Origin of the sequence: Actinocorallia populi (genome assembly GCF_002995495.1) — a bacterium.
Taxonomy (GTDB): domain Bacteria; phylum Actinomycetota; class Actinomycetes; order Streptosporangiales; family Streptosporangiaceae; genus Actinocorallia; species Actinocorallia populi.
The window spans coordinates 449,640-473,579 of the sequence record NZ_PVZV01000001.1 but is presented as its reverse complement, the minus strand read 5'-3'; the positions used below and the strand labels follow the sequence as shown (position 1 = coordinate 473,579).

General features: G+C 70.0%; 25 protein-coding genes. 15 read left to right on the top strand and 10 right to left on the bottom strand.

Annotated features, from left to right (window positions below; all coding sequences use genetic code 11):
* Positions 1–24: 24 nt before the first annotated feature.
* The 11 genes from C2865_RS02370 (at position 25) to C2865_RS02320 (ending at position 9,268) form a co-directional block, all read left to right on the top strand.
* The gene (locus tag C2865_RS02370; protein ID WP_106396601.1) at positions 25–804 is read left to right on the top strand and encodes a hypothetical protein; all 780 of its coding nucleotides are present in this window, start codon (positions 25–27) and stop codon (positions 802–804) included.
* Between the two features lie 28 nt (positions 805–832).
* On the top strand, positions 833–1,285 hold the full coding sequence (locus C2865_RS02365) for a hypothetical protein (RefSeq protein ID WP_106396600.1): 453 nt from the start codon (positions 833–835) through the stop codon (positions 1,283–1,285).
* Positions 1,282–1,830: a hypothetical protein gene (locus tag C2865_RS02360; protein WP_106396599.1), complete on the top strand. Its 549-nt coding sequence runs from the start codon at positions 1,282–1,284 to the stop codon at positions 1,828–1,830. Before C2865_RS02365 ends, C2865_RS02360 begins: the two co-directional genes overlap by 4 nt.
* A 149-nt stretch (positions 1,831–1,979) precedes the next feature.
* Complete coding sequence (locus C2865_RS02355; RefSeq protein WP_106396598.1) at positions 1,980–3,005, top strand: hypothetical protein; 1,026 nt, start codon at positions 1,980–1,982, stop codon at positions 3,003–3,005.
* Positions 3,006–3,357: 352 nt separating this feature from the next.
* Positions 3,358–4,176 carry an SAM-dependent methyltransferase gene (locus tag C2865_RS02350; RefSeq protein ID WP_232835301.1) on the top strand — a complete coding sequence of 273 codons (819 nt, stop codon included), beginning with the start codon at positions 3,358–3,360 and terminating at the stop codon, positions 4,174–4,176.
* Positions 4,177–4,293: 117 nt separating this feature from the next.
* The gene (locus C2865_RS02345; protein ID WP_106396596.1) at positions 4,294–5,193 is read left to right on the top strand and encodes a helix-turn-helix domain-containing protein; all 900 of its coding nucleotides are present in this window, start codon (positions 4,294–4,296) and stop codon (positions 5,191–5,193) included.
* Between the two features lie 272 nt (positions 5,194–5,465).
* Positions 5,466–6,245: a hypothetical protein gene (locus tag C2865_RS02340; protein WP_157963525.1), complete on the top strand. Its 780-nt coding sequence runs from the start codon at positions 5,466–5,468 to the stop codon at positions 6,243–6,245.
* Between the two features lie 242 nt (positions 6,246–6,487).
* On the top strand, positions 6,488–6,754 hold the full coding sequence (locus C2865_RS02335) for a hypothetical protein (RefSeq protein WP_106396594.1): 267 nt from the start codon (positions 6,488–6,490) through the stop codon (positions 6,752–6,754).
* A complete protein-coding gene (locus C2865_RS02330; protein WP_106396593.1) occupies positions 6,727–7,491 on the top strand; it encodes a hypothetical protein in 765 nt (254 codons plus the stop codon). Before C2865_RS02335 ends, C2865_RS02330 begins: the two co-directional genes overlap by 28 nt.
* A 256-nt stretch (positions 7,492–7,747) precedes the next feature.
* Complete coding sequence (locus C2865_RS02325; protein WP_106396592.1) at positions 7,748–8,725, top strand: NBR1-Ig-like domain-containing protein; 978 nt, start codon at positions 7,748–7,750, stop codon at positions 8,723–8,725.
* Positions 8,726–8,806: 81 nt separating this feature from the next.
* A complete protein-coding gene (locus C2865_RS02320) occupies positions 8,807–9,268 on the top strand; it encodes a spore-associated protein A (RefSeq protein WP_232835300.1) in 462 nt (153 codons plus the stop codon).
* Positions 9,269–9,407: 139 nt separating this feature from the next.
* Here the strand turns inward: C2865_RS02320 and C2865_RS02315 are convergent, their stop codons facing one another.
* Complete coding sequence (locus C2865_RS02315) at positions 9,408–10,253, bottom strand: ABC transporter permease subunit (protein ID WP_198652829.1); 846 nt, start codon at positions 10,251–10,253, stop codon at positions 9,408–9,410.
* A 32-nt stretch (positions 10,254–10,285) separates the two neighbouring features.
* The gene (locus tag C2865_RS02310; protein ID WP_106396590.1) at positions 10,286–11,215 is read right to left on the bottom strand and encodes an ABC transporter ATP-binding protein; all 930 of its coding nucleotides are present in this window, start codon (positions 11,213–11,215) and stop codon (positions 10,286–10,288) included.
* A gap of 86 nt (positions 11,216–11,301) precedes the next feature.
* Here C2865_RS02310 and C2865_RS02305 point away from each other — a divergent pair, with 86 nt between their 5' ends.
* On the top strand, positions 11,302–11,787 hold the full coding sequence (locus C2865_RS02305) for a GbsR/MarR family transcriptional regulator (RefSeq protein WP_232835299.1): 486 nt from the start codon (positions 11,302–11,304) through the stop codon (positions 11,785–11,787).
* Between the two features lie 12 nt (positions 11,788–11,799).
* On the opposite strand, the gene C2865_RS02300 is transcribed toward C2865_RS02305, so the two are convergent.
* From C2865_RS02300 to C2865_RS02285, 4 genes are all read right to left on the bottom strand, one after another.
* Positions 11,800–12,723, bottom strand: a complete 924-nt coding sequence (locus tag C2865_RS02300) for a hypothetical protein (protein ID WP_157963524.1) — start codon at positions 12,721–12,723, stop codon at positions 11,800–11,802.
* A gap of 250 nt (positions 12,724–12,973) precedes the next feature.
* The gene (locus tag C2865_RS02295; RefSeq protein WP_198652828.1) at positions 12,974–13,291 is read right to left on the bottom strand and encodes a GNAT family N-acetyltransferase; all 318 of its coding nucleotides are present in this window, start codon (positions 13,289–13,291) and stop codon (positions 12,974–12,976) included.
* Positions 13,292–13,417: 126 nt separating this feature from the next.
* Positions 13,418–14,020, bottom strand: coding sequence for a dihydrofolate reductase family protein (locus tag C2865_RS02290; protein WP_106396587.1), 603 nt, complete (start codon positions 14,018–14,020; stop codon positions 13,418–13,420).
* A complete protein-coding gene (locus C2865_RS02285; protein ID WP_106396586.1) occupies positions 14,017–14,862 on the bottom strand; it encodes a metalloregulator ArsR/SmtB family transcription factor in 846 nt (281 codons plus the stop codon). The genes C2865_RS02290 and C2865_RS02285 overlap by 4 nt, the downstream gene beginning before the upstream one ends.
* A 130-nt stretch (positions 14,863–14,992) precedes the next feature.
* Between C2865_RS02285 and C2865_RS02280 the strand changes: the two genes are divergently transcribed.
* A complete protein-coding gene (locus tag C2865_RS02280; RefSeq protein ID WP_232835298.1) occupies positions 14,993–15,811 on the top strand; it encodes a protein phosphatase 2C domain-containing protein in 819 nt (272 codons plus the stop codon).
* Positions 15,812–15,837: 26 nt separating this feature from the next.
* Positions 15,838–16,272, top strand: a complete 435-nt coding sequence (locus C2865_RS02275) for a hypothetical protein (protein ID WP_106396584.1) — start codon at positions 15,838–15,840, stop codon at positions 16,270–16,272.
* A 122-nt stretch (positions 16,273–16,394) separates the two neighbouring features.
* Here C2865_RS02275 and katG read toward each other — a convergent pair whose 3' ends face one another.
* Complete coding sequence (gene katG / locus C2865_RS02270; protein ID WP_106396583.1) at positions 16,395–18,623, bottom strand: catalase/peroxidase HPI; 2,229 nt, start codon at positions 18,621–18,623, stop codon at positions 16,395–16,397.
* A gap of 32 nt (positions 18,624–18,655) precedes the next feature.
* On the bottom strand, positions 18,656–19,087 hold the full coding sequence (locus C2865_RS02265) for a Fur family transcriptional regulator (RefSeq protein ID WP_106396582.1): 432 nt from the start codon (positions 19,085–19,087) through the stop codon (positions 18,656–18,658).
* 205 nt (positions 19,088–19,292) lie between these two features.
* On the opposite strand from C2865_RS02265, the gene C2865_RS02260 reads away from it, so the two are divergent.
* On the top strand, positions 19,293–20,741 hold the full coding sequence (locus C2865_RS02260; protein WP_106396581.1) for an ATP-binding protein: 1,449 nt from the start codon (positions 19,293–19,295) through the stop codon (positions 20,739–20,741).
* Between the two features lie 58 nt (positions 20,742–20,799).
* Here C2865_RS02260 and zwf read toward each other — a convergent pair whose 3' ends face one another.
* The gene (zwf, locus tag C2865_RS02255) at positions 20,800–22,167 is read right to left on the bottom strand and encodes a glucose-6-phosphate dehydrogenase (protein WP_106396580.1); all 1,368 of its coding nucleotides are present in this window, start codon (positions 22,165–22,167) and stop codon (positions 20,800–20,802) included.
* The gene (gene pgi, locus C2865_RS02250) at positions 22,164–23,870 is read right to left on the bottom strand and encodes a glucose-6-phosphate isomerase (protein WP_106396579.1); all 1,707 of its coding nucleotides are present in this window, start codon (positions 23,868–23,870) and stop codon (positions 22,164–22,166) included. The genes zwf and pgi overlap by 4 nt, the downstream gene beginning before the upstream one ends.
* Positions 23,871–23,940: the final 70 nt, after the last annotated feature.

Sequence of the window (23,940 nt, the reverse complement as noted above, 5' to 3'; positions counted from 1 at the left end):
CCCCTCGACTCGGAAGGCGGACTCATGGCCCAGCAACACGGGATCATCGTGCTCATCGACGTCGACAACGCGCTCAAGGAGCGCTCCCTCGACGGGAACGCGTACTGGTTCGACAACATGAAGTTCCTCGGCTCCACCGGAGTGGGCACCGGGAACCTGACGACCATCGTCCCCGGTTCCTACTTCCTCGACGGCTCCCAGGCGACCGAGCAGGTGCTGAACTGGCTGCCCGCCGCGCTCGGCGCGGTGCCCCCGACGGTGCCGCGCAACTACCACGCCGAGCAGGCGCGGCAGATCGACCGGGAGGCGCTGGCCGGGATCGCCGCCCTCGACGGGAGCGACGGCGCCGAGGTCGGGCGCATCCAGGAGCAGGTCGGGCGGCGGGCCAAGCGGACCCGCAGCAGCCGCAGCCTCGCCTCGAGCAAGGTGCTGGACGTGACCGGCCAGGCGGCCGGGGCGGACGCGGCGGAGACCTACAACTTCCCCGCCCCGGTGATCACCGACATCACCGGCCCCGCCGTCACCGAGAAGATCATGTACCCGGCGCAGTACGGCTCGCCGGACATGATCTACGACGGCTGGTACTGGGCGGCGACCGTGGACACCAGCCGCCCGGGGACCTACCCCTACACCATGCACATCCAGCTGCACGAGCTGGTCGACCGCGACGGCGAGCTGGTCTGGGAGTCGGTCGACTTCACCTGCGAGTCGGCCCTCGAGGTCATCACCGATCCGAAGCGGAACGCCTTCACCGGCTCCGGGGTGGGCCTGCTGCCGATGCCGGCGTTCCCGCCCGCCCCCTGACCACGAGCCCAACGATCGGAGGAGCACCATGCCCCCCAGGACCAAGCCGGAACAGCGCACGGCCCGGCCCGTGACGATCACCGCGGTCGTCGACCCCGTCGCCGGGCTGGCGGCCGGGACCCTGAACGACAGCCTCTACCTCTACGACACCAACCGGACCTCGGGCTCGACCGGGTTCGGCACCCTCGAGCTGCGGACCCGGGTGCGCAAGGGCGACACCCTGCTGTGGAACGCGCTCCCGCTGGAGTGCGAGACGTTCGTCGCCCTCGTCGGCATCGACATCGACCGGCGGGTCGCCGAGCCCGTCCGCAAGGTCTACCCCGGCACCGACATCGTGTTCTGGACGGCGACCGTCAAGCAGGAGCCGACCAGGCCGGTCCCCTACCGGCTGTCGTTCCTGCTGGGCGCCGTGGCCGAGCCGTTCATCGCCGACACCTCCCAGTTCCTGGTCGGTTCCGCCGAAGTGAAGGAGCACAAGTGACCCAGTCGTACGAGGCCGCGGACTTCGCCGACCGCGGCCAGCTCAACTCGGTGCAGCTCAACGTCGTCACGCTCGTCGACATGGAGAAGGCCGCCGCCACCGGTTCCCTCGAGGGCTGCCTGTACATGATGGACAACAGCATCGGCGGCGTCGGCCAGGGCACCGACCGCCTGGAGACCGTCTGCAAGCAGGGCCAGGTGGTCAACTGGATCATCCGCCCCATCGACATGCACCGCCGCCCCGACGGCACCTGGCCCCCCATGCCGAAGATCAACAACCTGGTCTTCCTCGACATCGAGAAGGGCGACGAGGACGACCCCGCCGAGCGCCGCATGATGACCGAGCTCAAGGTCTACGGCGGCCCCGACCGCATGCGCGACAAGTACACGGCCGTCTACTACTACTGGGCCGGCGCCGTCATGAGCACCGCGCGCCCCGGCCTCTACCGCTACCGCTTCGTCCTCGAACTGGAGAAGGAGCACGGCACGGAGAAGCTCTACCTGAACTCCCCCCGCTACCCCGCCCTGCGGGTCCTGGAGGTCTGACCTCCGATCACGGTGCCGGGGGCGTGCACGCTGCGCCCCCGGCACCGCCGTCCGCGAGTCGTCCCCCGAGTCCGGGAAGATCTTACGGAGGTCTGACGCATCAGGGATCTGTCTGGATCTGTGCTGGTGAATCCGCTTTTCTGAACTGCATGATCAAGTCTTCGAGGGCTTCCGCCGCCCGTGTCCTGCTGGCCGCAACTCCGCTCGCGGTGGGGCTGCTCGCTCCCGTCCAGGCCTTTGCGGCCGAGCCGCTGGCGGTGTCCGTCACCCTGTCCTCGCCCGAGATCGTCGGCGGCGACAGCGGCGTGAAGACCATCACCCTGTCGGAGCCGGCTCCGGCCACCGGCGTCTCCGTCGGCCTCCGCGGCGTCGCCTACGGCGGAAGCGTGATCTACGAGGACGGCGAGGACATCCACACGGTCCGCATCCCGGCGGGCGCCACGAGCGTGCGCGTCCCCTTCCACGTGGTGGCGCCGGAGACCGAGAAGGCCGTCCGGATCCAGGCCGTGCTGAACTCCGGCCCGACCGCCGGCCAGTGGAACGACGTCGCCCGGCTCAAGCTCCTCCCGGCGGATCCGGCAGACCGGGCCGTGACGTCGGTGACCCTGGACGAGAACGCGGTGCACGAGGGCACCGACGTCACCGGGACGGTGACGCTGGCCGAGCCGGCTCCGGTCGACGGCATCACCGTGAACATCCTGCTTCCCGAAAGCGGCGTAGGCGGACCCGCCCCCACCGACTCGACATTGCACGCGCCCTCGTTCGTGACCATCCCCAACGGCAGCAGGACCGCGACCTTCCCGATCGACGTCGCCGAGGTCCCCTACGCGAACCTCGTCCCGGTCACCGCGAGCCTCGGCACCTCCGAGTCCACCGCCGAACTCGTGACCGTGCGCAGCAACAGGCTCACCCTCTCCTATGAAGGAGCCGACCGGGGATCCACGACGAAGATGGCCGTCGGCATCGGCACCACCTGGAACCCGCTCGGCGCCACGGTCAAGCTGTCCAGCAGCAACCCCGACGTGACCGTGCCCGCCACGGTGAAGCTTCCCGGCGGGGTCCCCGGTGCGGCCTTCACGGTCTCCGTCGGTTCCCTCGCCGAGGCCGGCGAGACGACGAGGATCACCGCGACCTGGCTCGGCCGGGTCGTCAGCGTTCCCTTCGCCGTCCGCTGACCCCCGCGGCACCTGCGCCCTCCGCCTCGGGGCGGAGGGCGCTTCTCCACGTTCCCGGTGCGGGCGGAGACCGGCCCTCCCGGACCCGAGGGCCGTTCGCGGCCCGGTGTCCGTGGACGTCGACGAACTGCGAAAAATTTTCCGGACGGGTCGTCTGATTCAGGATCGTCCATGAATCCCAGGTAATTCTTACTGTTTGCTGCTGAAAGTTAGCTTTTTGGGCGCGATGGGTGTGTCATGCGACACGCCATGCAATGTCCAAAGCGGATAGATAGGCGTTCTTTCCTGCATTAAAGATCATATTTGTTCTATGTTGGAGCCACTCGCAGCCTGTCCGCCCCGGGAGGATTCCGTGCCCTCAGACCGCCAGAGACCGCTGCCCTCGACCCCGAAGATCGATACGACCAGGTCGCATTCGGCGCGCATCTGGGACTACTGGCTCGGCGGCAAGGAGAACTACCCGGTCGACCGGGAACTGGGCGACCAGATCGAGCAGATCCTTCCTGACATCGTCACCCAGGCTCGTATCAACCGGTTGTTCCTCGGCCGAGCCGTGCGATATGCGGCGGGTGAGGTAGGAATCGCTCAATTCCTTGACATCGGGACGGGCCTTCCGACGGTCGACAACACCCACCAGGTCGCCCAGCGGGTGAACCCGGCGGCACGAGTGGTGTACGTCGACAACGACCCGCTCGTCCTGGCCCACGCCCGGGCACTGCTGACCAGCACCCCCGAAGGCGTCACGGACTACCTGGACGTCGACCTGTACGACCCGCGGAGCATCCTGGAGCAGGCCGCCGAGACGCTGGACCTCTCGCAGCCGGTGGCGGTCACCATGCTCGGCGTCCTGTGGCACGTCCTGGAGGACGAGACCGCCCGCGACATCATCGGCACGCTGATGGAGGCCATGCCGCCGGGAAGCCTGCTGGCGGTCACGCACCCCACGCTCGAGGTGACCGGCGCGCAGATGGCCGACGCGATCGACCAGTGGAACGCGTACGGCACCCCTGAGGGCCGGTCCCGCACCCCCGCCGAGATCGCGGCGCTCTTCGAGGGCCTGGAGCTGGTGGAACCCGGCATCGTGTCCTGCCCGCTGTGGCGCCAGGAGGCCGAGGGCCTCTCGGAGATCCAGCCGTCCGACCAGTACTGCGGAGTGGGCCGCAAACCCTGACCTGTGGGAGAAGCGGGGATGTCCGGTCGGAGAAGACCCTCCGTCCATTGCCGGATCTGAGGGAAGGCGGGCGTCGTCCGGCGGTTAGGGTCGGGCGAGGCCGACGGGGGGTGAGCGATGGGCGCACGGGCAGGCGACCACTCCGGCAGCCCCGCACTGCAGACGGGAGCGGGCCCGGTGGTGGCGCGGATCCGGCTCGGACTCGCCCTGCGCCGTCACCGCGAGGGCCGCAACATCAGCCGCCCGGCCGCCGCCGTGGCGATCTCCGCCCCGGCGGCCACGCTCAGCGGCCTGGAACTGGGACAGGTCCCCGCCCGGCTGCGGGACGTCATAGCACTGTGCGAGCTGTACGGGATCGATGACCTGGCGGAACGGGCCGCGCTGCTGAGTCTGGCCCGGGAGGCGAGCGTGCCGGGCTGGTGGTCGGCGTTCGCGGACGTCGTCCCGGACTGGTTCGGGCCGTTCCTCGGCCTGGAGCACTCCGCCGAGGGCATCCGCTCCTACGACCCGCAGTTCGTGCCGGGTCTGCTGCAGCACCGCGACTACGCCTCGGCCGTGATCGGCCTGGGCGGGCACCGGTGCCATCCCGACGAGCTGGAGCACCGGCTGGCGCTGCGGATGGCGCGCCAGCGGCGCCTGCACGACTCCGACGACCCGCCGAAAGTCTGGGCGATCATCGATGAGACGGTCCTGTACCGGCGGGTGGGCGACCGGATGGCCATGTTCCGCCAGCTCCGCCACCTGGAGCAGCTGTGCGACCTGCCGGAACTGACGATCCAGGTGCTCCCCTTCTCGGCGGGAGGGCACATCACGGGCGGCAGGCCGATCATCCTGCTGTCGCCGCAGGGCGGGAGCCGACCGGACGTGGTGTATCTGGAGCAGCTCACCACCGCGCTCTATCTCGATGATCCCCGGGACGTCGAATATTACCGATTGGTATTGCATTCGCTCGCGACCATGGCGCATCCGCCCGCGGAAACTCCTCGCATCCTGTGGGAAGCCATCAGTAAACTGTGAGGTTTGTGGCAAAGGTGTCAATTGCCTCATTCGTCACTCGTTCGGCTGGCACACTGGGCACGTTCGGGTGGCGGGTGCCTTTCTTCACCTGGACGGATCCGACGTTTCACCGATCGCCAACGGCATCTAGTGTCATATGCTGATATTTCATGGACAAGTGATCCATCATGATAAGTAGGTATCCGGAACATCCCTATCGCGATGCGTTCGCCGCACTGCTGCAGGAGCTCTATCGCGAGTGCGCGGTCACATCGCTGTCCGAGCTGGTCGAGATGTGTGAACGTCTCCCGCGGATCTATCCCGAGTTCTACCAGGCGAAGAAGGCCCCGGGGCACACGAAGTCCACCTTCGGCAACCTGCTCAACGGACAGTCCCGAGGCCTGCCCTCCCCCAAACTCGTGCGGACCTACATCCTGTGCTGCCTGGCGATCGGCCGGGAGAACGGCCGGCCCGACCTGGGGCCGGACGCGGTGCGCGAACGGCTGGAGAAGCTGCAGAAGAAGCTGCAGAAGTTCGCCGACGACGCCCACGCGGACGGGCTGTTCGTCTGGCGCGGGTACCGGCCCGGGGTCAGGCGCTACTCCCCGGAACAGATCTGGTTCCGCTCGACCGACTCGGCCGTGCCCTGCGACCTGGCCTCGGCCGAGCCCCGGGAGCTGACCGGCGAGCAGCGGGATGCGATCGCCGGTTACGGTTCCTACGGGGAAGCGCTCCTGCAGCGTGTCCGCCGGCGCGATCCGCACGCGTTCTACCAGAGCGCGCTTCTCCTGACGGTCCGTGCCGCCGACGACGAGAAGATCACCGAGCTGCTGATCGCGTCCGGGGCCGTCGAGCACGAGGAGGCGATGGAGCTCCTGGAGGCCGACCCACACGGGATCGACCGGTTCGCGGCCCGCGACCACGCGTTCCGCCTGGCCGTCCTGGCAGAGGAGTCCGGCCACACCGAAGCCGCCAAGGCCTTCTCCACGTGCGTCGAACTGCTGGAGGGGCTGACCCGGCCCGAGCCCCTCGAATCCCCCGACAACCAGGCACAGGAGCAGCCGCCCCCTTGATCCACGCCCGCCGTCCCCCGGCGCCCCGGCCCCGTCGACCGACGGGACCGGGGCGTTGTCGTATCCACCGGCCGGGTGCTGTCGGTCTCGTCCCGGTGCCGTGTTTTCTTTCGTAGTTTTTCGGCCATCGCACGTTCTGCCTGCCGGTTTCTCTCCCGCGGGCCGCTCGCAAGCGGAATCGTTCATGACGCGAGGGCTCACCGCCCCGCCGATCCCGTCGTGCGAACGAAAGCCGATGCGCCATGCCCTCTCTCTGCCCCGCGCGGGTCACCGCTCCGGTGTCCGGCGGCTCGCGGGAGGGCCCGCAGAACGAGGAGGAACTCCTCCTGGCGGTCACCCTGACGACCCAGTGGATGCTCATCACCGGCCGGCTGCTCGGCCACCGCCCGGTCCTGCACGGCCTCGGCGCCGCATCGTTGATCGACTTCTGGGCCGACGACCACCTCGACGAAACCGTGCAAGGCTCGAAGAAAGGACTGAAGTGCGTCTCTACGACCGGCTGCTCGTGATCATCAGGCGGTTGGGCCCCGAGCAGTCCGGGCCGTCCACTCCCCGGCACAGCGTGATGTTCGCCGTCGACGTCCCGGGGTTCGGTACCCGGACCTCCCTCCGGCAGGCCCTGATCCGCGAAGCCCTCTACCTGATCCTCCGCCGGGCCTGCACCGCCGTCGACCTGTCCTGGCAGGGCTCGGAAGGCCACCGGGAGGACCGGGGCGACGGCATGTTCATGCTCGCCCCGGCCGACACGAAGTCGGCCGCCGTCGTCAGGGAACTCGTCGGCGAGATCGTGAAGGAGCTGCGCAGACACAACCGGACCGCGCCGAAGGAGACGCGCTTCCAGCTGCGCATGGCCATCCACATCGGCTGGTACCAGCGCGACGACAACGGAGTGGTCGGCGAGGACGTCAACCACCTCCACCGGCTGCTGGACGCACCCGTCCTCAAGCAGTGCGCGAAGGCCATGCCGGGCGACCTGGCCCTCGTCATCTCCGACGCGGTCCACCGCTACGCCACCAGCTACGAGATCATCGACCCCCGCGAGTACCTGGACGTCAAGGTCCACGTGAAGGAGACCAGCGCCGTCGCATGGCTCCACCACCCTTACCACCTCACCACGGACCACTCCGCGCGCCCCGACCCCCCCTTCCGAGGTTCGACCTGCGCGGGCCTGTCACAACTCCTGCTCGACGCCACCTCGTTCCTGGAGTCTGAGGAGCCTCCCGGAGACGAGCCGCTGGCCGGCTGACCCGCGCCGGTCCAGGCCTGCGCTTCGGACCGGCTCCAGACGAACGCGTCCGCGAACTCCTCGGGATGGACGGACCAGCGCCGCGTGATCTGCCCGTAGACGGGTCGAAACGCGGAGACGGGTGCGTCATCCGGCTCGGTATCGTCGACCCCTGGGCATTCCACCTCTTTCTTTGTGTCGTGCGGGATCCAGGTCGGGGGGTCAGGTGCGGGAAGCAGCACAGGCTGGCGGGCGCGGGCAGCGCGGACGGAGACCCATGCGGCCCGATCCTGCCGAAGGGCCGGTCGCGGCGTTCGCGGACCGGTTGTGGCGGCTCAAGGTGGAGGCGGGCGATCCGTCGTTCGCGGAGATGTCCTCCCGGCTGGGGGCGGCGGCCTCGAAGTCGTCGCTGGCCGCGGCGGCGCAGGGGCGGACGCTGGCGAGCTGGGGGACGACCTGGGAGTTCGTCCGGGTCCTGGCGGTCGAGCGGCTGGGGCGCGATGCCGCGGAGACCGAGCGGGAGTGGCGGGAGCTCTGGCGCCGGACGAAGGCGCTCGCGGAACTCGATGACGCCGATCTCGTGGACGCCGACGTCGCGGCCGAGCGGACGGAATCCGTCGTGGGGGCGGCGGAGACCGTTGCTCCCGAGGCCGCCGCGCCCGAGGCCGCAGCGCCCGGGATTGCCGCGCCTGAGACCGCGGTGCCCGAGGCTGTGGTGCCCGAGGCCAGGTCCGCGGAACCGGAGCCGGACGTGGTGACGGCACCGCACGTCGTCCGGATGCGGCGCCTCCGGCTGAACACGGGTGCCGTCGCCGCCGTCATCGCGTTCGCGGTGCTGGCCGTCGTCGTCGGAGGCGCCGCGTTCCTCCTCAAAGACGACCCCGCAGGGAGGCCCCCGGCGGCGCGGCCTTCGTTCGAAGTGGACGATTCGGTTTTCGAAGGGGACATCACCTATCCGGACGGCACCCTGGTGCGGCAGGGCGAGGAGTTCGAGAAGGTGTGGCGGATCCGGAACGCCGGGACGGTGGAGTGGGAAGGCCGCTTCCTCATGCGGGCGAACGACGCGATCTGCGCCGCCCCGGACCGGGTGGAGATCCCCCGGACGAGGCCGGGGGAGAGCGTCGACATCCGGGTGCGGGTGCGGACGCCGAAGGAGAGCGGCAGCTGCCGGATCTACTGGAAGATGGTCGACCGCCAGGGCCGCACGCTCTTCCCCGGCAAGCGCCCGATCTTCTTGGACGTCCGCGTCGGTTAGGCCGCTGACCTGCGGATTCATTTGTCCAACGGCTCTTGGACGTCCAGCGGACAAAGAACGCTCGACGGCGCCGGAGGCCCCGTGCCAGCGTGGTCGCACTACGACCGCAACGCAAAGGGAGACCTCGCCGTGCGCATCGCGAAGAAGATCACCACGCTGGGACTTGCGGCGGTCGCCGCGACCGCGGGGGCCGTGGCCACCGCCGCCCCCGCGTCCGCCGCCACCTATGCGGGTGAATGCGGTTCCGGCTACGCCGTCGTGAACAAGGACGCGATCGGCACCAAGGGGACGGTGTTCCTCACCTACAACGCGTCCACCGGCAAGAACTGCGCGATCGCCAAGCGCAACACCGCCGGCTCGCCCGTGCTCATCGAGGTCGGCCTGGGCGCCAACCCGGTCGGCAGCCACTGGCCGGCGTTCCAGGGCGGCCAGTTCAGGTCCTATGCCGGTCCGGTCTACCTGTACGCGCCGGGCAAGTGCGTCGACTGGATGGGCCGCATCTCCGGCACCGAAGGCGGCAAGCGCAAGACCAACTGCGGCTGACGCGAGGACGCCCGCGCACCGGCCGCACCGACGGCCGCACGACCTGGGACGGCCACCCGTCCCGGCAGGCCCCCAGCCACTCTCCGGTAATCCGCTGGGGGCCATCTCCATGTCCGGGTGACGCCGGGCGCGCGTCTGCTCAGCGGCCGAGGTCGCGGCGGGCGAACCGCCAGGTCCCCGCGCCGAGGAGCACGGCGGTGACGGCGGCCAGCACGCACACGTCGGCGAGGGGGAGGCCGTTCTTCAGCGGCTCGCCGCCGATGTAGTAGTGGAAGGGAGTGAGGCGGCGCAGCCGGTCGGCGCCGATCTGGGGGGCGAATCCGTTGACGGCGTAGGCCAGCACGCCGATTCCGGCGGCGGCGCCGAACACGGTGGCGCGGCCCTTGCCGGTGGCCGCGCCGATGGCGGTGGCCAGCGCCCCGAACACCAGGGCGAGCAGCGCCAGGGTGACGGCCTGTGCGGCGAACCCCCCTGCGGAGATCGTGTCCAGTTCGGCGCCGGCGCGGATGGCCAGCATCGCGCCCAGCACCGCGGCCGCGATGAGCACGGCTCCGGTGGCCAGGGCGGCGAAACGCTGCAGCAGCAGGCGGGTGCGGCTGATCGGGTGGGCCAGCAGCAGGTCGAGGTAGCCGGATTCCTCGTCGGCAGAGATCATGCGGGCACCGGTGGCGGCGCCGTAGAAGGTGACCAGCAAGGGCACCAGCAGCCCGAACACCGCGCCTTGGAGGTATCCGGCGGCCGACCCCATGTCGTCGAAACCGAATCCGCTCATCGCCTCGGGCACACTGGCGGCGGTGTCAGCGGTGATCTGCGGGTAGAAGCCGGCGTACATCAGCGCCAGCAGGCCGGTGGCCAATGCCCAGACGGTGAAGATGCGCCGGTTGTCGAACAGGGTCTTGGTGAACATCGAGCGCCCGAACGCGCGGGCGGCGCCCGAGGCACCGGGCAGAGCAGGGGAGGAGGTCGCGTGCCGGGTAGCGGTCATGTCGTGTCCTCGACGGGAGTGAAGGAGAGGAATCAGCGGGTGGGGCCGGTCGCGGCGCCGGGGCGTCCGCCGGTGTAGTAGGCGTGGAAGAGCTCTTCCAGGTCCTGGTTTTCGGCGCGCAGGTCGGTGACGGTGTGGCGGGCCGCGGCCTTGACGAGGGCGTCGGGGCGGCCGTCCAGGCGGCAGGTGAGCGTGGCGCCGCCTTCGGCACCGGTCACGGTCAGGTCGGTGACGCCGGGCAGGGCCGCGAACTCCTCGGCGGTGACGGCTTCGGCGAAGTCGATCCGCACGCGCAGGAGCGAGCGCTCCCGCAGGGCGGTGACGGTGTCGACGGCCGCCAGGCGGCCTTCGCGGATGATGGCCACCCGGTCGGCGACGGCCTCCACCTCGCTCATGATGTGGCTGGACATGAACACCGTCTGCCCGGCCGCTTTGGCCTCGGCGACCATCTCGAGGAACGTCTGCTGCACCAGCGGGTCGAGACCCGAGGTGGGTTCGTCCAGGATCAGCAGTTCGGGCCGGTGCATGAACGCCTGGACGAGCCCGACCTTCTGCCGGTTTCCCTTGGACAGGCTCCTGACCCGGGCCGACAGGTCCAGTTCCAGCCGGTCGGCCAGATCCAGGACGCGCGCCGCCGGGACGCCGCCGCGCAGGTCGCCCAGGAAGGACAGGCACTCGCCGGCCCGCTGGCGGCCGTCGACCACAAAGTCCCCGGCCAGGTAGCCGATCCGGCGGTGCAGCCGTACCGCGTCCGCGCGCGGGTCCATCCCCAGCACCCGGACGGTGCCGGAGGTGGGGCGGATGAGGTCCAGCATCAGCCGGATGGTGGTGGATTTGCCCGCCCCGTTGGGACCCAGGTAGCCGAACACCTCCCCGGCCGCCACCCGCAGGGACAAGTCGTCCAGGCCGCGCCGTGACCCGTAGTCCTTGGTGAGGCCGGTCAGCTCGATCGCCGTGTTCATACCGCGAAAGTATCAGAGTCTTCAGAGATTTCTGAAGACTCTGAGGCGTTAGACTTCCGTCAAGACCGATGAAGAGGAGGACGACCTTGGCGGACATCGCCCACGCCGCCGAGCAGATGGCTTTGATCCTGTCCCAGAACGGGATGCAGAAGGCGACCGCCCGGGTCCTTTCGGCGCTGCTGTTCGCCGAGGCGGACAGCGTCACCGCTCCCGACCTGGCCGAGCAGCTGGCCATCAGCTCCGGCTCGGTGTCGGGAGCCCTGAAGATGCTCTCCACCGTCGGCCTGATCGAGCGGGTGCCCGCCCCCGGCAGCCGCCGCGAGCACTACCGGCTGCGCGAAGGCGCCTGGGCCGTCCTGATGTCGACGCAGAACACCGTCGTGCAGACCATGTTCGAAGCCGCCGACGAGGGCATGGCCGCCGCGGGCCCCGACTCCCCCGCCACCCACCGCCTGACCGAGATGCGCGACTTCTACGGCTTCATGTTCCGCGAACTCCCCGCCCTGGTGGAACGCTGGCAGGCCGGACGGCCCCCGCGGCGGACCGCCCGTCCGGAGCCGCGCCAGAACTGAAGAGGAGGCGGATCACTCCCGGGAGAAGGACTTCCCGGCGAACAGTTCGGCGGCGGTGGAGACGTCCAGGGCACGGTCCAGCCACTCCTCGATCTGCTCGATGTCGGTGCAGCCGGTGACACGCTCCCGTTCCTCGCCGGACAGCGTGATCCCACGCTTGCCGAGCACCCGGAGAAGCACCCTGACCCCCTCCTCCTGGCGGCCTTCCTCACGGCCCTCTTCACGGCCCTCTTCACGGCCTTCCTCACGGCCTTGGGCGCGGACTTCGGAGATGTAGGGGTAGTGCTTGGTGGCCATGAGAGTCCTCCACTTCTGACGGGACGGGCCTTTGCCGAGGCCGCCTTCGATGAATTCGGCCAGGTGAACGGCCTGGGCGGTGTCGATGGTGGTCAGCGCGGTCGCCAGGACCTCCAGTATCGCATCCGCGTGCGGGGACCGGCCGTGGATGAGAGCGGACAGGACGGCCAGGGGCACGTCGCGGGACGCCTCGGCCAACTCGGTGATCAGAGGGATGTTGTCGGGCCCCAGGACGATGGGATAGATCACCATGGACGGCCAGGCCCGCGGTCCGATCGCGAAGGGTTCGGCCGCCCAGCGGGCCGTGGCCGCTTTGCGGCAGATGGCGACGAGGGAGACGTCGCAGTCGTAGACGTCCTGGAGGTGGGCGATATACCTGGCCCACCTGCGACGCTTGGTCTCCGAGGAATCCGTCTGCGCCTCGATGATCACGATGAGTGGTCCATCCGCCGACTCGACGCGCAGGAGGGTGTCGGGCCATCGGGCCACCGGCTCCAGGTCGGTCAGGTCGACATTGAGGATCTCGACTTTGTCCGGCGTCGGCAGCTTCAGCCGCAGTACGTCCACCAGGATGCGGCCGAGCAGCCGGGTGTCCTCCTGGAAGATGCGATGCAACGCCTCGTGGTGAGAAGTAGGCACAACCGAACATTACTTTGCGCACGCATTGTATTACACTGGGTATTCGATTTATGACGCTTGCCTGAAACATGGGGCAAGGGGTCGGTAAGGAGAGGTCGCATCGACCGGTACCGGGTCCACGGGTAGCCGACGAACTGTGCCTTCTGGGCGGGACATCGCCGTCCTCCGGCTGAGCGGGTGCTCTTACGGGTGCCGGAGGACGGGTGCGGGCACGGACTGTGCGGGCCGGGCGCGCGTCGGCGGTGCTCTGTCAGTCGCTCACGTGGCTTCGCGACTGGTAGGCGAGCTCGGCGTAACCGGGGTTGCGGCGCATCCAGGCGGCGATGAACGGGCAGGTGGCCAGCACCCGCAGGCCCCGGGTCCGGGCGTCGTCCAGCGCGGCGCGGGCCAGTTTTCCGCCGACGCCGCGCCCCTCGTAGGCGCCGCCGACCTCGGTGTGCGGGTAGACCACCAGCTCCGGCCCGCGCATGTACTCGGCGAATCCCGCCAGGGCCCCGTCTATGTGCGCCTCGAAACGGTTCCGCTCGGGAGCGTCGGAAATGACGACGTCACCGGTGTTGTCGGTCAACTGATCTCTCCTTCACGACGACAACGACCATCCTGCCCCCTCCCGCCGGGATGACGCACGGCGGCCCCGGTCCGTACGGGAGGGCTCCCCGCGGGAGCGGGCGGGCGACCGCCCCGACCGGCCGGTTCAGCGGGCCCGGTCGTAGACCATGACGAGTTCGCCCAGCCCGCCGGTCTCCTGGTGGGCGAGCGTCCACCCCGAAGCGGGCAGGCCGTCGTCGAACAGCCGCCGCCCGCCCCCGGCGATCTCGGGGGTGATCATGAGATGCAGCCGGTCGAGCAGGTCCGCCGACAGGAGCGCCTTGATGAGGCTCGCACTGCTGTTGACGAGGATGTCGCCGGTGCCGGTGGCCTTGAGCTCGGCGACGACGTCCGCGACGGGGGCGTTCACCACGCGGGCGCGTTCCCACGGCGCTTCGGCCAGGGTGGTCGAGAAGACCACCTTCTCCACGTCGACCAGCCATTTCGCGTATCCGCGATCGCGCGGGTCGGCGTTCTCGTCCACGGCGACCGACGGCCAGTACTGCAGGAACCCCTCGGCGTTGACCCGGCCGAGCAGCGCCGTCGTCGCGCCCTCCCAGATGCGGGTGAGGTGGTCTCGCGCGACGTCGGTGGTCGCGTACCGGACGATCGCGCCCGCGTCGCCGGCCCCGCCGGGTCCGTTGTAGCGCCCGTCGAGGGAGAGGCCGATGTTCGCGGTCACCCTGCGGCCGGTGGTCTGCTCCGTCATTGCGTGCTCCTCGTGCCGGTGTCGTGGGGGTCCGCGGCGAGGGCCGCGGTGAGCTTGTCGAGGCTCTGGCCGAAGCCGATCTCGATGCCCGCGATGAAGTCCGCGGACGCGACGGTGCTGTCGGTGATCCGCCAGCGGACGTCGAGGTCCGTGCCGGTGCCGGCGGGCCGGAGTCCGATGTCGATGTGGGAGGTGAAGGCGAGCCCGCCGTCGGGGAGCAGCGGGGAGAGCCGGTAGGCCAGGCGTTCCCCGGGGCGCACGTCCTCGACGACTCCCTCGGCGCGCCCGGCGACCGGGTCGGAGCCGTCGATGTCCTCGGCATCGCGGTACTCGTGGACGATCCGCCCGCCCGGTCGCGCCTCGAAGACGAGCTCGGAGACGCGGAGGCCGTCGGGCGTCCACCACCGGGCGAGCAGCGAGGCCTCGGTCAGGTGGCGCCAGACCGGTTCGGGGCGTCCCGGCAGCGTTCGGAGGAAACCGAACGAACGGCCGTCGGCCCATCCGGCCTCCTCCGCGGCGAGCCGCTCGGAGTGGAGGCTGAGCCCGTAGCGGTCGTAGGTCTCGCGCGGGCCGCCGGCCTGGTCCGCGGTGTCGGCGAGCCGGTCGAGCACGGCCGCCAGTTCCCGCAGGGGGCCGGGCTGGAGGGCGTAGATGCGGCGCTGGCCGGTGCGTTGGGAGACGACGAGACCTGCGCGTTCGAGGGCCTGCAGGTGCTTGGTCGTCTGCGGTTGGCGGGCCCCCGCGAGCCGGGCGAGGACGCCGACCGGGCGGGGCCGCTCGGCCAGCAGGCTCACGAGCCGCCAGCGGGCCGGGTCGGCCAGTGCGGTGAGGAGTGCGTCCATGCGGAAAGTATTCTCCATGGAGAATATTCGTGTCAAGGAATATGTAGGGCCCGTCCCCGTCGTGTCGTACGCGCCTCGGGCAGGCTGGGCGGGGGCGCAGGCACGACCGACGGGAGTGGCCGGAGTGAGAGTGGCGGTAGGGACCGAGCCGGGCGAGCCGGACCGGGAGAACGAGGATTTCGCGGCCGTGCTGCCCGGTGCGGTGGTCGTCATCGACGGGGCCAGCGCACCGGCCGGATGGGAGTCGGGATGCTCGCATTCGGTCGCCTGGTACGCGCGGACCCTCGGCGGGCTCCTGGCAGGGGCGGTCACCGACCGGTCGTCGACGCTGGCCGAGGCGTTGGAGAGCGCTATCGAGCGTGTCGTCCTGGCGCACGGCGACACGTGCGACGTCGGAAGTCCGCATTCGCCGTCGGCGACGGTCGCCGTCGCCAGAGCGACCGGCGACCGACTCGAATATCTGGTGTTGGCGGACGCGATGGTTCTCCTGGGGCGCGCCTCCGGTGAGCCGCTGGCGGTCATCGACGATCGGCTGGAGGTGTTGCGGCGCCGGATCGATACAGGCGAGGAGATCGCGCCGATCGGCAGTGACGTACGTTCCTTCGCGTCGTTGTCACGAGTGGAGAAATTCGCCGCTTACCGGAACCGGACGGAGGGGTTCTGGGTCGCGAGTACGCAACCGGCGGCGGCCCGGGAGGCGGTCACCGGCGCGCTGCCTCTGGCGGACGTGGTCTCGGTGTCGGCGATGACGGACGGAGCGACCCGGCTGGTCGACCTGTTCGGCCTGTGCACCTGGGCGGGAGCACTGGACGTGCTCACACGGGAAGGACCGGCCGGACTGATCCGGCGAACCCGCGAGGCGGAGGCGACCGACCCGGACGGAAAACGGTGGCCGCGGCCCAAGAGGCGCGATGACGCGACCGCGGTTCACTGGACGCTCCAGGACTGATTTCGGCACGGACAAGGTGATGCGACATGCGTACGAGGTTGAGGAAGCTGCATGCCCACGGGCGTGAGTACGTGTGGCGGGCGCAGATCCTTCACGTACAGGGTGAGGGCGACTGCCACCGATGCATCCGCGTGCGGATATGGGGCGCGGGAAAGAACAGCCGCGCACTGCAGGTCGATTTGTTGTCCAAGGCCTGGGGCACCCCCTGGGGCGCCTGCGCGACCGACAACGCCTATCCCGAGCCCCGGCACATACGGGCGATCATCGACTACGCCCTGTCGCAGGGCTGGGATCCGCAGCTCGTCGGCGGGACCTTCCTGATCAGCGAACGGGAGCACGCGCTCGAACTGGACGACTTCCTGTGCACCGACCGCCTGCGAGACCCCGAAGCCCCGGATCCGACCGCCCGGGTGATCCGCTCCTACGAAGCGGCGCCACCACGACCGCCGAGGGTTTCGTAGCGAGAAACCGGAATCGACGGTGAGCAGACGCGCGGCAACGAGGACGGCGCCGTCCCCCGCGGAGTGCGTTGCGGGGGACGGCGCCGTCAGGTCGCCGGGCCGGGCCGGCCTGGACATGGGGATCAGGACAGGTCGAAGCGGTCCAGGTCCATGACCTTGGCCCAGGCGGCGACGAAGTCGCCGACGAACTTCTCCTTCGCGTCGTCGCTGGCGTAGACCTCGGCGAGGGCGCGCAGCTCGGAGTTGGAGCCGAAGACGAGGTCGGCGCGGGTGCCGGTCCACCTGAGCTCACCGGTGGCCGAGTCGCGGCCCTCGAAGGCGGTCGCGTCCGCGGACGTCGACTTCCACTCCGTGCCCATGTCGAGCAGGTTGACGAAGAAGTCGTTGGTCAGCGTCCCGGGCGTGTCCGTGAGGACGCCGTGGGCCGACTGCTGGTGGTTGGCGCCCAGGACGCGGAGGCCGCCGACGAGGACGGTCAGCTCGGGGGCGCTGAGGTTCAGCAGGTTCGCCTTGTCGAGCAGCAGGTACTCGGCCGGGAGGCGGTTGCCCTTGCCGAGGTAGTTGCGGAAGCCGTCGGCGGTCGGCTCGAGCGCGGCGAACGACTCGACGTCCGTCTGCTCCTGCGACGCGTCCACGCGGCCCGGCGTGAAGGGCACCTGGACGTCGTGACCGGCGTCCTTGGCGGCCTTCTCGACGGCCGCGCCGCCCGCCAGCACGATCAGGTCGGCGAGCGAGATCCGCTTCCCGCCGGTCTGGGCGGCGTTGAAGGTCTCCTGGACGCCCTCCAGGACACGCAGCACCGACGCCAGCTGGTCGGGGTCGTTGGCCTCCCAGCCGCGCTGCGGCTCGAGACGGATGCGCGCGCCGTTGGCGCCGCCGCGCTTGTCGCTGCCGCGGAACGACGAGGCCGACGCCCACGCGGTGGACACCAGCTGCGACACCGTCAGACCCGACGCGAGGACCTGCTCCTTGAGGGAGGCGACGTCCGCGGCGTCGACGAGCTCGTGGTCCAGCGCGGGCAGCGGGTCCTGCCACAGCAGGACCTCGGACGGGACCTCCGGGCCGAGGTAGCGCGCGATCGGGCCCATGTCGCGGTGGGTCAGCTTGAACCACGCCCGCGCGAACGCGTCCGCGAACTCCTCGGGGTGGTCGAGCCAGCGCCGCGTGATCTGCTTATAGGCCGGGTCGAAGCGCAGCGAGAGGTCGGTCGTCAGCATCGTCGGCTGGTGGCTCTTCGACGGGTCGTGCGCGTCGGGGACGGTGCCCGCCCCGGCGCCGTCCTTCGGCCGCCACTGGTGCGCTCCGGCGGGGCTCTTGAACAGCTCCCACTCGTAGCCGTACAGGATCTCGAGGAAGCTGTTGTCCCAGGTCGTCGGCGTGTTCGTCCAGGTGACCTCGAGGCCGCTGGTGATCGCGTCGCCGCCCTTGCCGGTGCCGTAGGTGCTCTTCCAGCCGAGGCCCATCTGCTCGAGCGGGGCGGCCTCGGGGTCGTCGCCGACGTGCTCGGACGGGCCCGCGCCGTGCGTCTTGCCGAAGGTGTGGCCGCCGGCGATCAACGCGGCGGTCTCCTCGTCGTTCATCGCCATCCGGCGGAACGTCTCGCGGATGTCGCGGGCCGCGGCGAGCGGGTCCGGGTTGCCGTTCGGGCCCTCCGGGTTGACGTAGATGAGGCCCATCTGGACGGCGGCGAGCGGGTTCTCGAGCTCGCGGTCGCCGGTGTAGCGCTCGTCGGCGAGCCAGACGGACTCGGGGCCCCAGTAGACGTCCTCGTCGGGCTCCCACACGTCCTCGCGGCCGCCGGCGAAACCGAAGGTCTGGAAGCCCATCGACTCCAGGGCGACGTTGCCGGCGAGGATCAGGAGGTCGGCCCACGAGATCTTCTGGCCGTACTTCTTCTTGACGGGCCACAGCAGGCGGCGCGCCTTGTCGAGGTTGCCGTTGTCCGGCCAGCTGTTGAGGGGCGCGAAGCGCTGCTGGCCGGCGCCGGCGCCGCCGCGGCCGTCGGAGATGCGGTACGTGCCCGCGCTGTGCCACGCCATCCGGACCATGAGCGGCCCGTAGTGGCCGAAGTCGGCGGGCCACCAGTCCTGCGAGGTCGTCAGCACCTCGGCGATGTCCCGCTTCACCGCGGGGAGGTCGAGGCTCTGGAACGCCTCGGCGTAGTCGAAGTCCGCGCCGAGCGGGTTGGCCACGGCCGGGTTCTTGGCGAGGATCTTCAGGTTGAGCCGATCCGGCCACCACCGCTGGTTCCCGGCGCCCTGGGTCGGGTGCGGGGTGCGGTGCACGACCGGGCAGCCGCCGGTCTCCTGGGGCTGGTCGTCGGTGACGATCGCGTCGTGGTTCTCGGACATGGGGGTCCTTCCGGAAGGAGGGATGACTGTGTTCAGGGGGCGCTGGAACAGTCGGGACACAGGCCCCAGTAGACGACCTCGGCCTCGTCGATGGAGAAGCCGCGGCCGTCGGACGCGGTCAGGCAGGGGGCGTGGCCGACCGCGCAGTCGACGTCGACGACGACGCCGCACGACCGGCACACCAGATGGTGGTGGTTGTCCCCGACGCGCCCCTCGTACAGGGCGGGGCTGCCGGGCGGTTCGACGCGGCGCACGAGCCCCGCGGCGGTGAGCGCGTTCAGCGCCTCGTACACCGCCTGCCGGGAGATGTGCCCCACCCGTTCACGCACCCCGGAGGTGATCACCTCGGCATCGAGGTGGCCCCCTTCCCGGACCGTCTCGAGCAGTGCGACACGCGCGGCCGTGACCCGAAGGCCCGCCCCGCGCAGCTCCTCGGCGACGGACGAGGCCCGGAATGCGTTCATGGCGCAGAACCTATCCCCACAAACACGACTTACACAAGACAATGAACGAGCCAAGTTTGGCCACCGTACCGATCGAGACCCACCCCCTGACCCGCCGCGCGCCGTCGACCACGACAACGGACCATCCATGTAGATCCCGTCTATGTAGCCTTCATCTATGTAGAATCTGTCTATGTAGATTGCATCTACATAGACAGGGGGCGTTGTGAGAGGCTTCTTCGGCAGAGGACCAGAGCTGGCGTTGCTGGCGAAACGGCTGCGGAGGGTGGAGGACGCGGGGTCGGGAGTCGCCGTCGCTCTGCGTGGACGCCGCCAGGTGGGCAAGTCCCGGTTGGTGCAGGAATTCTGCGACCGGGCCGGGGTCCCTTACATGTTCTCGTCTGCGACCAAGGGAGCCTCGCCAGTCGAGGCGGTGGGGTCGTTCCTGAGGGACCTGAGGGAGTCGGCGCTTCCGGCAGAGTCGAGCATGGTGCCCACATCGGTCGGGGGAAGCTGGCCGGACGCGTTTCGGGTGTTGGCCGCGGCTCTGCCGGCGTGTCCCTGCGTGGTCGTCCTCGACGAGCTTCCGTGGCTTTCGGAGCAGGACGGGCTGTTCGACGGCGCGCTGCAGACCGCTTGGGACCGTCTGCTGTCGTCCCGCCCGGTGCTGCTCCTCCTGCTGGGCAGCGACCTGCACATGATGGAGCGGCTCACCGCCTACGACCGCCCGTTCTTCGGCCGCGCGGACAACATGATCCTCGGTCCGCTGACGCCCGCCGACGTCGCGGAAGCCCTCGAGCTCGACGCCCCGGGCGCGATCGACGCGCATCTGGTCACCGGCGGCCTGCCGGGTATCGTCCGGACCTGGCCGCGCGGAACACCGGCACTGGACTTCCTGCGCCGGGAAGCCGAAGATCCTGCCGCTGCCGTGTTCAGCATCCCGGAGACCGCGTTGATGTCGGAGTTTCCCAACCCCGACGCCTCCCGGCGAGTGTTGGAAGCGGTCGGAGCGGGTGACAGGACCCATGCCAACATCGCCTCTGCGGCAGGCGGCCGAGAGGGCGCTCTGCCGTCGGGATCCCTCTCGCCGCTGCTCCGCCGCCTGACAGAGGAGAAGCGTGTCCTGGTATTGAACGAGCCCGTATCGACCAGGCCGGGCAGACCGGCGCTCTACCATCTGGCCGACAGCAACCTCCGGCTCTACCTCGGAATGTTGCGGGCCGTACAGGAACAGGCCCGCAGAGGAAGGCCCGAAGGAGGGCGCCGACTGATCGATCGGCGCTGGACGGCATGGCGGGGGCGCGCCGTGGAACCACTGATCAGGCAGTCCCTCGAGCTGGCCGCACTGTCGGGACACCTGCCCTGGCCGGAGGCGGAGGCAGTCGGCGGCTGGTGGAACCGCCAGTTCGATCCCGAGATCGACCTGATCGGCGCCGACCGTGCGCCCCTCGCCACCCGGATCTTCTTCGCGGGTTCCATCAAATGGCTGGCGTCCCCCTTCGACGCCCACGACCTGGCCGCGCTGCACCGCACTGCTCCCCAGGTCCCCGGCCACGATCCGGCCACGACCGGTCTGGTGGTCGCGTCCCTCAACGGCCTGAGCCCCGACGTCGACACCGACGCCGTGGATCTCCTCTGGACGCCGCAGGACGTCATCGGCGCCTGGCGGCCCTGAGGTCTCAGGACCGCCGCTCCTGGTTCGGGTGGAATGCCGTATGCGCCGACCACGCCGCTCAGTCGAAGGTGGTGGAGATGGAGTGCCAGCCGTCGGGGACGAGGGCGGCGGCGGCCTCGGGGCCCCAGGTGCCCTTCTCGTAGGGGAGGGGCGGGGCGGGGTGGTCGAGGAGGGGCTGGACGATGCGCCAGGACTCCTCGGCCAGGTCGAAGCGGACGAAGCGGCGGGGGTCGCCGCTGACGGCGTCGGCGAGGATGCGCTGGTAGGCGGCTTCCATGGGGCCGAGGACCTTGGTGAAGTCGACGTGGAGGGGGATGCGCTGGGTGGTGTCGCGGCCGGGTTCCTTGACCAGGACGTCCAGGGTGATGCCCGCGTCGGGCTGGATGCGGAACCTGATCAGGTTCGGCTGGAGGTCGCCCTCGAAGAGGGCGACCGGCGGGGCGGCGAGTTCGGCGACCACTTCCAGGTCGGTCACGGGCAGGGCCTTGCCCGAGCGGATGTAGAAGGGCACGTCCGCCCAGCGCCAGTTGTCGATGTGCAGGCGCGTCGCGACATAGGTCTCGGTGGTCGAGCCGGGGCGGACGCCCTCGGTTTCGAGGTAGCCGGAGTACCGGCCGCGGACGGTCTCGGCGGGGTCGATCGACCGCACCGCCCGCAGGACGCGCCACTTCTCGTCGATGAACGCCCTGGCGTCGGTCGAGGGCGGGGAGTCCATGGTGAGGATGGCGAGGATCTGCAGGAGGTGGTTCTGCACCACGTCGCGGACGGTGCCGTTGGCGTCGTAGAACGAGCCGCGGTCGGCGACGTCGAAGTCCTCGGCCATGGTGATCTGCACGTTGCGCACGTAGTGGCGGTTCCAGATCGGCTCCAGGAACATGTTCCCGAACCGGAACACCAGGAGGTCCTCGATCGGCTCCTTGCCCAGGAAATGGTCGACGCGCCGGAGGTGGTCCTCGTCGAAGTACCGGAGCAGTTCGGCGTTGAGGGCGCGCGCGGAGGCCAGGTCGCGGCCGAACGGCTTCTCCACCACGAGCCGGGCGTCGCGGTGGAGTCCGGCGGCGGCCAGGCCCTCGGCCACGGTCGCGAACAGCGACGGCGGGATCGCCAGGTAGTGGGTGAGGAACCCGGCGCCCTCCGTCTCCGCGCGGACCGCCTCGAAGGTGGCGGCGTCCCCGTAGTCGCCGGCGACGAGCCTCAGGTTCCCGGCGAACTTCGCGAACGCCGCCTCGTCCACCCGGTCGCCGCAGGCCTGCCGGGCCCGGTCCCGCAACCCGGCCAGGTCGAGGTCGGTCTTGGCGACGCCCACGATCGGAAGGTCGAGCACCCCGGCGGCGGTGAGGTGGTAGAGGGCGGGCAGCACCATCTTGTAGGCGAGGTTGCCGGTGATGCCGAAGAGGACGAGCGCGTCCGCTCGCTGCTGGTTCATATCCGTCTCCCACGCAGTCGCCGGTAGTGGCGGACCAGGTTCTCGGTCGAGGCGTCCGCGAAGCCCGAGGCCGGCTCCCCGGACGTGAGGGCGGGCTCCAGGCCGAGCGCCAGCTTCTTGCCGAGCTCGACGCCCCACTGGTCGAAGGGGTTGATGCCCCAGATCGTCCCTTCGACGAACACGATGTGCTCGTACAGCGCGACGAGCTGGCCCAGGACGCGCGGGGTGAGCTTCGGCGCGAGGATCGTCGAGGACGGCCGGTCGCCCGGCATCACCTTGTGCGGGACCAGCTCGGGCGGAGCGCCCTCGGCCGCGATCTCCTCGGCCGTCTTGCCGAAGGCCAGCGCCGAGGTCTGGGCCAGCAGGTTGGCGGTGAGGATGTCGTGCATGCCGGCCGGGTCGGCGAACGGCTCGGCGAAGCCGATGAAGTCCGCGGGGACCAGCCGGGTGCCCTGGTGGAGCAGCTGGTAGAAGGCGTGCTGGCCGTTGGTGCCCGGCTCGCCCCAGAAGATCGCGCCGGTGTCGCAGGTGACGGGCGTCCCGTCGGCCCGCACCGACTTGCCGTTGGACTCCATCGTGAGCTGCTGCAGGTAGGCGGGGAACCGGTGCAGCCGCTGGGCGTAGGGCAGCACGGCCCGCGTCTGCGCGCCGAAGAAGTCGGTGTACCAGACGCCGAGCAGGCCCATCAGGACCGGCAGGTTCGCCTCGAACGGCGCGGTGCGGAAGTGCTCGTCGATCTCGTGGAACCCGGCCAGCATCTCCCGGAAGCGCTCCGGCCCGACGGCGATCATCAGGGAGAGCCCGATGGCGCCGTCATAGGAGTAGCGGCCGCCGACCCAGTCCCAGAAGCCGAACATGTTCGCGGTGTCGATGCCGAACTCGGCGACCTTCTCGGCGTTGGTGGAGACGGCCGCGAAGTGCCTGCCGACCGCGTCCTCGCCCAGCGCGCCGACCAGCCACTTCCTGGCGACCCGCGCGTTGGTGAGCGTCTCGATCGTGGTGAACGTCTTGGAGCTGACGACGAACAGTGTGGTGGCCGGGTCGAGCCCGCGCAGCTTGCCCTCGATGTCGGCCGGGTCGATGTTCGAGACGAACCGCGCCTCGACGCCCGCGTCCGCGTAGTCGGCCAGCGCCTCGTACGCCATGGCGGGCCCCAGGTCGGAGCCGCCGATCCCGATGTTGACCACGGTGGCGATGGGCTCGCCCGTCGCCCCCCGCCATTCCTTCGACCGGACGCGCTCGGCGAACGCGCTCATCCGGTCCAGGACGGCGTGGACGTCGCCCACCACGTCCTGCCCGTCGACGTTCAGCACGGCGTCGGCGGGCAGCCGCAGCGCGGTGTGCAGGACGGCGCGGTCCTCACTGACGTTGATGTGGTCGCCGCGGAACATCCGGTCGACGGCCTCCCGCAGCCCGGCCCGCTCGGCCAGCCCCATCAGCAGCCCGATGGTCTCCCCGGTGGCCCGGTGCTTGGAGTAGTCGAGGAACAGGTCGCCCGCGGTCGCGGTCATCCGCTCCGCGCGTCCCGGGTCCTCGTCGAACAGTTCGCGCAGCGTCCTCCCTTCGATCTGCCGGTGGTGCTCCCGCAACCCCGCCCATTCCTTGCTCCGGGTGATGTCGTCCACGGCTTCCCCCCTCGCGCCCGTTCGTCCGGACCGGCGTCTTTTCCCGATAGATCGCCATGATCTCCTACCCGACTTCATCACGGGTCATCTTCGGAAACCAGGCCACCATGCGCCACCGTGCGCCCGGACGCCGTGAGGCGCTCCCGGC

Bases quoted from the DNA above. Each gene is read 5' to 3' on its own strand.
- C2865_RS02335 (WP_106396594.1), top strand. From the start codon at position 6,488: ATGCCCTCTCTCTGCCCCGCGCGGGTCACCGCTCCGGTGTCCGGCGGC.
- katG (WP_106396583.1), bottom strand. From the start codon at position 18,623: ATGTCCGAGAACCACGACGCGATCGTCACCGACGACCAGCCCCAGGAG.
- C2865_RS02340 (WP_157963525.1), top strand. From the start codon at position 5,466: ATGTGTGAACGTCTCCCGCGGATCTATCCCGAGTTCTACCAGGCGAAG.
- C2865_RS02325 (WP_106396592.1), top strand. From the start codon at position 7,748: ATGCGGCCCGATCCTGCCGAAGGGCCGGTCGCGGCGTTCGCGGACCGG.
- zwf (WP_106396580.1), bottom strand. From the start codon at position 22,167: ATGAACCAGCAGCGAGCGGACGCGCTCGTCCTCTTCGGCATCACCGGC.
- pgi (WP_106396579.1), bottom strand. From the start codon at position 23,870: ATGAAGTCGGGTAGGAGATCATGGCGATCTATCGGGAAAAGACGCCGG.
- C2865_RS02370 (WP_106396601.1), top strand. From the start codon at position 25: ATGGCCCAGCAACACGGGATCATCGTGCTCATCGACGTCGACAACGCG.
- C2865_RS02355 (WP_106396598.1), top strand. From the start codon at position 1,980: ATGATCAAGTCTTCGAGGGCTTCCGCCGCCCGTGTCCTGCTGGCCGCA.
- C2865_RS02265 (WP_106396582.1), bottom strand. From the start codon at position 19,087: ATGAACGCATTCCGGGCCTCGTCCGTCGCCGAGGAGCTGCGCGGGGCG.
- C2865_RS02285 (WP_106396586.1), bottom strand. From the start codon at position 14,862: ATGGACGCACTCCTCACCGCACTGGCCGACCCGGCCCGCTGGCGGCTC.
- C2865_RS02275 (WP_106396584.1), top strand. From the start codon at position 15,838: ATGCGTACGAGGTTGAGGAAGCTGCATGCCCACGGGCGTGAGTACGTG.
- C2865_RS02290 (WP_106396587.1), bottom strand. From the start codon at position 14,020: ATGACGGAGCAGACCACCGGCCGCAGGGTGACCGCGAACATCGGCCTC.
- C2865_RS02345 (WP_106396596.1), top strand. From the start codon at position 4,294: ATGGGCGCACGGGCAGGCGACCACTCCGGCAGCCCCGCACTGCAGACG.
- C2865_RS02310 (WP_106396590.1), bottom strand. From the start codon at position 11,215: ATGAACACGGCGATCGAGCTGACCGGCCTCACCAAGGACTACGGGTCA.
- C2865_RS02315 (WP_198652829.1), bottom strand. From the start codon at position 10,253: ATGACCGCTACCCGGCACGCGACCTCCTCCCCTGCTCTGCCCGGTGCC.
- C2865_RS02365 (WP_106396600.1), top strand. From the start codon at position 833: ATGCCCCCCAGGACCAAGCCGGAACAGCGCACGGCCCGGCCCGTGACG.